This is a genomic window from Ruegeria sp. B10 (genome assembly GCF_056539825.1).
On sequence record NZ_JBQFVP010000018.1, the window covers coordinates 68,690 to 74,730 of the forward strand.

The 6,041-nt window shown below is 55.6% G+C and carries 9 protein-coding genes; all 9 read right to left on the reverse strand.

The features are described 5' to 3' along the window. Window position 1 precedes the first annotated feature (1 nt). Window positions 2-280 carry a 30S ribosomal protein S19 gene (gene rpsS, locus ACR0J4_RS21085; protein ID WP_005980699.1) on the reverse strand — a complete coding sequence of 93 codons (279 nt, stop codon included), beginning with the start codon at window positions 278-280 and terminating at the stop codon, window positions 2-4. 3 nt (window positions 281-283) lie between these two features. Continuing rightward, entirely contained in the window at window positions 284-1,126 is an 843-nt protein-coding gene (rplB, locus tag ACR0J4_RS21090) for a 50S ribosomal protein L2 (RefSeq protein ID WP_120633917.1), read from the reverse strand. 290 nt (window positions 1,127-1,416) lie between these two features. Beyond that, a complete protein-coding gene (locus tag ACR0J4_RS21095) occupies window positions 1,417-2,349 on the reverse strand; it encodes a YHYH protein (protein WP_170747428.1) in 933 nt (310 codons plus the stop codon). Between the two features lie 243 nt (window positions 2,350-2,592). Further along, complete coding sequence (locus tag ACR0J4_RS21100) at window positions 2,593-3,225, reverse strand: hypothetical protein (RefSeq protein ID WP_170643919.1); 633 nt, start codon at window positions 3,223-3,225, stop codon at window positions 2,593-2,595. Then, window positions 3,222-3,518, reverse strand: coding sequence for a 50S ribosomal protein L23 (locus ACR0J4_RS21105; RefSeq protein WP_008757532.1), 297 nt, complete (start codon window positions 3,516-3,518; stop codon window positions 3,222-3,224). Before ACR0J4_RS21105 ends, ACR0J4_RS21100 begins: the two co-directional genes overlap by 4 nt. Next, the gene (rplD, locus tag ACR0J4_RS21110) at window positions 3,515-4,132 is read right to left on the reverse strand and encodes a 50S ribosomal protein L4 (protein ID WP_170463489.1); all 618 of its coding nucleotides are present in this window, start codon (window positions 4,130-4,132) and stop codon (window positions 3,515-3,517) included. Before rplD ends, ACR0J4_RS21105 begins: the two co-directional genes overlap by 4 nt. Then, window positions 4,129-4,854, reverse strand: a complete 726-nt coding sequence (gene rplC / locus ACR0J4_RS21115) for a 50S ribosomal protein L3 (protein WP_170643921.1) — start codon at window positions 4,852-4,854, stop codon at window positions 4,129-4,131. Before rplC ends, rplD begins: the two co-directional genes overlap by 4 nt. Before the next feature lie 18 nt (window positions 4,855-4,872). Next, window positions 4,873-5,187, reverse strand: coding sequence for a 30S ribosomal protein S10 (rpsJ, locus tag ACR0J4_RS21120; protein WP_008756422.1), 315 nt, complete (start codon window positions 5,185-5,187; stop codon window positions 4,873-4,875). A 379-nt stretch (window positions 5,188-5,566) separates the two neighbouring features. Further along, window positions 5,567-5,746, reverse strand: a complete 180-nt coding sequence (locus tag ACR0J4_RS21125) for a hypothetical protein (protein ID WP_170643923.1) — start codon at window positions 5,744-5,746, stop codon at window positions 5,567-5,569. Window positions 5,747-6,041 lie beyond the last annotated feature (295 nt).

A 6,041-nucleotide genomic window follows, 5' to 3' on the forward strand; every position in this document is an offset into this window, starting at 1 on the left:
CTTACTTCCGCTTCGCTTTTTTGTCTGCGGCGTGGCCATAATAGGTACGGGTCGGCGAGTATTCACCGAACTTCTGACCGATCATGTCTTCCGAGACGTTGACGGGAATGTGCTTCTGGCCGTTGTACACACCAAAGGTCAGACCCACGAACTGGGGCAGAATGGTGGAACGACGCGACCAGATTTTGATGACTTCGTTGCGGCCCGACTCGCGCGCTGCTTCGGCTTTTTTCAGCACGTAAGCATCGACGAAAGGACCCTTCCAAACAGAGCGAGACATGGATTAACGTCCCTTCTTCTTGGCGTGCCGCGAGCGGATGATCAGCTTCTGGGACGCTTTGTTCTTGTTGCGGGTACGCTTACCCTTGGTGTCCTTACCCCACGGCGTAACCGGTGTACGGCCACCCGAGGTACGACCTTCACCACCACCGTGCGGGTGATCGATCGGGTTCATTGCAACACCACGAACCGACGGACGAACGCCCTTGTGGCGCATGCGACCGGCTTTACCGAGGTTTTGGTTCGAGTTGTCGGGGTTGGACACAGCACCGATGGTGGCCATGCATTCCTGACGGACCATGCGAAGCTCGCCCGAGCTCAGACGGATCTGAGCGTAGCCGCCATCGCGACCAACGAACTGAGCGTAAGTACCGGCCGCACGTGCGATCTGACCGCCTTTACCAGGCTTCATCTCGATGTTGTGGACGATGGTACCGATGGGCATGCCCGAGAACGGCATTGCGTTGCCCGGCTTGATGTCGGCCTTGGCGGATGCCACGACTTTGTCACCAACAGCCAGACGCTGCGGAGCCAGGATATATGCCTGCTCGCCGTCTTCGTATTTTACCAGTGCGATGAATGCGGTCCGGTTCGGGTCATATTCGATCCGCTCGACGGTTGCCGCGACATCAAATTTGTTCCGTTTGAAGTCAACGATCCGGTAGAGACGCTTTGCGCCACCGCCGCGGCGGCGTGAAGTGATCCGTCCGGTGTTGTTCCGGCCGCCCGACTTGGTCAAACCCTCAGTGAGAGACTTGACCGGACGTCCTTTCCAAAGCTCCGAACGGTCGATCAGCACCAGCCCGCGCTGGCCCGGCGTCGTCGGCTTGTACGACTTGAGTGCCATGCTTTCTGTCTTCCGTTTAGCAAGTGCGAGGGGTTTCCCCGCTATGTGATAGGCCCCCGTAGGTGCCAAGGGTATAGGGCCCCGAAGGTCCCCGGTTACAAATATCAGAGGCCCCGGAACGAATCCGAGGCCGCAAGATTGGGAGCGTGTAACAGGGTTGGGGATGGGTGTCTATAGGCGGCGGCGGATTCTTTCAAGCTAGCCAAGTGCATGCTGCAAATCTCGATAGCACTCGTTAATTCTTACCGGTGGCGCCACAGATTGAACAGTTTTGGACAACCGTTTCCAAATCACTTTCGGAACGAAGGGTTGGGAGTTCCTTTGTAGCAATTCAGAATCCATGGATACGAGCTTGTGACATAGTACCCGTATTGACCATCAACGGTCATACCATTGCATTCATCCAGATCTCCATTGCCTGTGAACTCATAGTCTTCAATGTAAGTGCCATCCGGCATACCACCCGGGCCGTTCGGCGGTTTTGGCCTCTCCGTAGACTTCAACTCATAGCCCGAGAGGGCCGCTCGAATTTTCCCGTCGCTATCCTCGAAGATTGTTCCGTATATCGGGAAACCGTCTGACGCAAAACCGATTACTGGAGAAGGCGCATCAAACTGTCGGTCATCGAACAGTGCGTTCGGGTTCGAATGGTAGTGATACCTGCCATCTGGCTGTGTATGCGCATTATGTAAATCAACCCCAAAGTACCTATCGTAAGATGGCGGATCGATCAGCCACGGGTCGCGGATGGTACAACCAGCAAGCACGTTGCCGTTTTTGTCAGCTCGGGGAGCATCTGGTCGATAGCAACCTGCCGAAAGCAAATCCACAGGTACGCCATTCAACAATATGGCGTTGTATGCCTGTTGGCCGAGGGGACTCAGGTTTGTAGCCTTTTCTGGCTTTCGCGTAATTTGGAATTCACTCAACAAGGGACGAAAGTCATTGGCAAATCGTGCTGTCGCACCATTGAAGTCATGGTTGGGTGTCCCATTCGTAGCAATTGTACAAGTCTCGTTGTCGGCGTCTATCTTGACTTGTGCCTCGTAGGAGTTGCCCTTTTGGATATCTTCGACGTCCGCTTTGTAGCTACCAATGTAGTCAGCGCAATCGCCTGATCTGCTGGTCAGAATGGCATTCTTAATGTCGGTTGGAGCTGATTCCTGCGAAAAACAGGGAAACGGCAAGACCAGGGTAAAAACGCAAAAGACAGACAATCTCAATTTCGATACCTCCACGAACTGGCGGTGACACTTCTCAGGTTCTTATGACATTGTATTTGAAACTTATTGTTGTTGTATCATCTTTCTGGGGTCAGCGCTCTGTGTGCGTAGAGCAGAGGTCCTTGCGTCGCAGATTACTATCAAGACGCAATAACAAGTCGATTTGATCGTTTCTGTTGCATACGCAGATTCCGGTATCGCAGCGGTGTCTATCGATCACACAACAAAGGCTTCACCAAGTACTCACCCTAAAGACCGCCTGCGGCACAGCGGCTCGGATTCCACCGCGATCCGTTGCTTGAGCTTGATATGCCCCAGCACCTCGCGAAAGACGCGGTGTTTGGGTTTGCCTTCCAGATAATCCGCCAGTTTGAGCAGGTTGATCGGGTGCTTCGCAATCAACGCCTCAATCCGCTGCACCGCGTCGTCCAACTCATAGTGATCCACGTACTGGCAGGCCACCTGCGTGGGCGTCAGCAGGCAGTAGTCCTGCGGGCGTTTCTCGGTATAGCGCGCGATATCGAAAGGTGACGCGCCAAGGGCGTGGAACTTGGGAATGTGCACGCGCATATCGGCCTCGGCGTGCTCCAACACCGTGCCCGAGGTCTGACGGAACCCCAGCGGGCCAAGCTTGCCGACCACATGCTTGCGCATCGCCGGAGAGATCATGTCCACATCTGCGCGGTCGTATTTCAGATCATCAAAAACCGACAGCAGCCCCAGCTTTTCATCGGCGATCTGAAAATAAGGCTCGGCGCCGAACGCCCGCATCTGCTCCAGAACCTGCGCACGCACAGTTTCAGGGTCCGAAACGAAATCGGCCCCGGCGGGTTGAACCGCCGAGGCCGTGAATAGTCGCAGTAAGCGTCGGATCAAAGACCGGTGCTCACGTCGATTGTGTTGCCCTCTTCCAGGGTCACATATGCTTTTTTGACGTCTTTCCGACGGCCCAGCTGGCCGCGGAACCGCTTGACCTTGCCTTTGGTCACGGTGGTGTTCACCGCTTTGACCTTCACACCAAACAGTGCCTCAACGGCCTCTTTGATCTGCGGCTTGTTGCTGTCGATCGCCACTTCAAAGACAACCGCGCCGTTTTCGGACGCCATGGTCGACTTTTCGGTGATGATCGGCTTGCGGATCACGTCGTAGTGTTCTGCCTTCGCGCTCATTTCAGACGAGCCTCCAGTGCTTCGACAGCCGCTTTGGTGAGCACCAGGGTGTCACGCTTGAGGATGTCATAGACGTTTGCGCCCATCGTCGGCAGGATATCCAGACCTTCGATGTTCTTGGACGCTTTCAGGAACCCTTCGTTCACGGTCGCGCCGTCGATGACCAGAGCACGTTTCCAGCCCAGGTTTGCAACCTGTTTGGCCAGAGCAGCAGTCTTGCCTTCGGCTTCGGCGTTCTCGATCACAACCAGTTCACCTGCCTTGGCTTTGGCCGACAGAGCGTGGCGCAGGCCAAGCTTGCGGAACTTCTTGGGCAGATCGTGGCCGTGCGAACGCACGACGGGGCCTTTGTAGATACCACCACCACGGAAGATCGGCGCGTTGCGGTCACCATGGCGTGCGCCACCGGTGCCCTTCTGGCGATAGATCTTCTTGGTCGAGTAGCTGGTTTCCGAGCGGGTCTTGACCTTGTGAGTGCCGGCCTGCGCGTTGTTGCGCTGCCAACGGACCACACGGTGCAGGATGTCCGCACGCGGCTCGAGACCGAACAGATCGGCGTTCAGCTCGATGTCGCCGGCTTTGCCGCCGTCCAGTTTGATTACATCAAGTTTCATGCTTCACCACCTTCCGCGGGAGCTTCTTCCGCAGGTGCTTCGGTTGCAGCCGGTTTCACAGCAGCCGGGAAAGGCAGGCCTTCCGGTGCTTTCTTCTTCACGGCGTCCTTGACGGTGACCCAGCCCGATTTCGGTCCAGGAACGGCGCCTTTGATGAAGACCAGGTTCCGGTCGGCGTCGGTTTTGACGACTTCCAGATTCTGGGTGGTTACACGGGCAGCACCCATGTGACCGGCCATCTTCTTGCCTTTGAAAACCTTACCCGGATCCTGACACTGACCGGTCGAACCGTGCGAACGGTGGCTGATCGAAACACCGTGCGAGGCGCGCAGACCACCAAAGTTCCAGCGCTTCATCGCACCGGCAAAGCCTTTACCGATCGAGGTGCCCGAAACGTCAACTTTTTGACCTTCCAGGAAGTGTTCTGCCGAAATCTCGGCACCCACATCGATCAGACCATCTTCGGAGACGCGGAACTCGACCAGCTTACGCTTGGGTTCAACCTTGGCAGCGGCATAGTGGCCGCGCATGGCTTTCGAGGTGCGTTTTGCCTTGGCAGCACCGGCGCCCAGCTGAACGGCGGTGTAGCCGTCTTTGTCAGCGGTACGCTGTGCAACAACCTGCAGGTTGTCCAGGTGAAGAACGGTCACAGGGATCTGCTTGCCGTCTTCCATGAACAGACGGGTCATACCGACTTTTTTTGCGATAATACCAGAGCGCATAATCTATACCCTCCGATCTTACGACTGCAGCTTGATCTCGACGTCCACACCAGCAGCGAGGTCGAGCTTCATCAGCGCGTCAACGGTCTGGGGGGTCGGATCAACGATGTCGAGCAGACGCTTGTGCGTACGGATCTCGAACTGGTCGCGGGATTTCTTGTCGACGTGAGGGCCACGGAGAACCGTGAACTTCTCAATCTTGTTCGGCAGCGGGATCGGGCCGCGCACGTTCGCGCCGGTCCGCTTGGCAGTGTTGACGATCTCTTGCGTACTGGCATCCAGAACGCGATAGTCAAATGCCTTCAGCCGAATACGGATGTTTTGGCTTTGCATATTAGCAGCCTTTTTTTAGGCGTTGAGGTTGAGAGGAGGACGGACGCGCATCGCCAACCCTCTTCGAACCCAAAAGGCGGGAATCACCCCGCCTTGACGTTCTTATCGAGAACTCGCGCGTATTAGTGGGGTTGGTGGGGTTTGGCAAGGGGTTTGTTGGCTTTGTCCCGCCTTAAAGAGCGACGCGATCCAGCACCAAGAACTGATCTTCAGGAGCAACTTCGCAACAAGAACGCGCTAAAGAACTATGGGCGAGGTGTACAGCCTGCACGCGACAATTGAGCATTCAGAGAAAACCGACTTGGTCTGGAAGGTTTTCACCCCACGCTAAAGTGAATAAGCCGGTTGACGACACAGGTTCTGGACGTGCTTTAGTGCTTCAGATTCTGTTAGGCTGCTCGGCAAGCCGGACGTCGAAACGCTTACGCTCGCGGCTAAACTCACTGATATCACAGTCGATTTCTTGGTCGTCGTCACTAAGGATGGCATCACGCATGTCCTCCAGATCCTTGCTGTGAAGGATTTGCGTCCCATAGGTCAAGAATTCAAAACCCAACATGATTTCCTCCTAGTTACGTCAGCGGCTCGACCGGCGCACGCCCCGCTTTTTGTTTCAGATCACATGTGGGTTTTCTGTCTTTGGTTGAGGTGGACTTTGGATTAAGAAATCTCAATCCGTTTTTGCCCCTTAACGACCGCGAACTTTCTAAGCGTCATCTCAGTTCGAACACGTTTAGGCCCTCCTCGAAACCGTATGGCTCAAACAAAAAAAGGGCGTCCCGAGGGACGCCCTTTCCGTCTGATCATTCGCTTGCGCGACTTATTCAGTGATTTTCGACACAACGCCGGCGCCG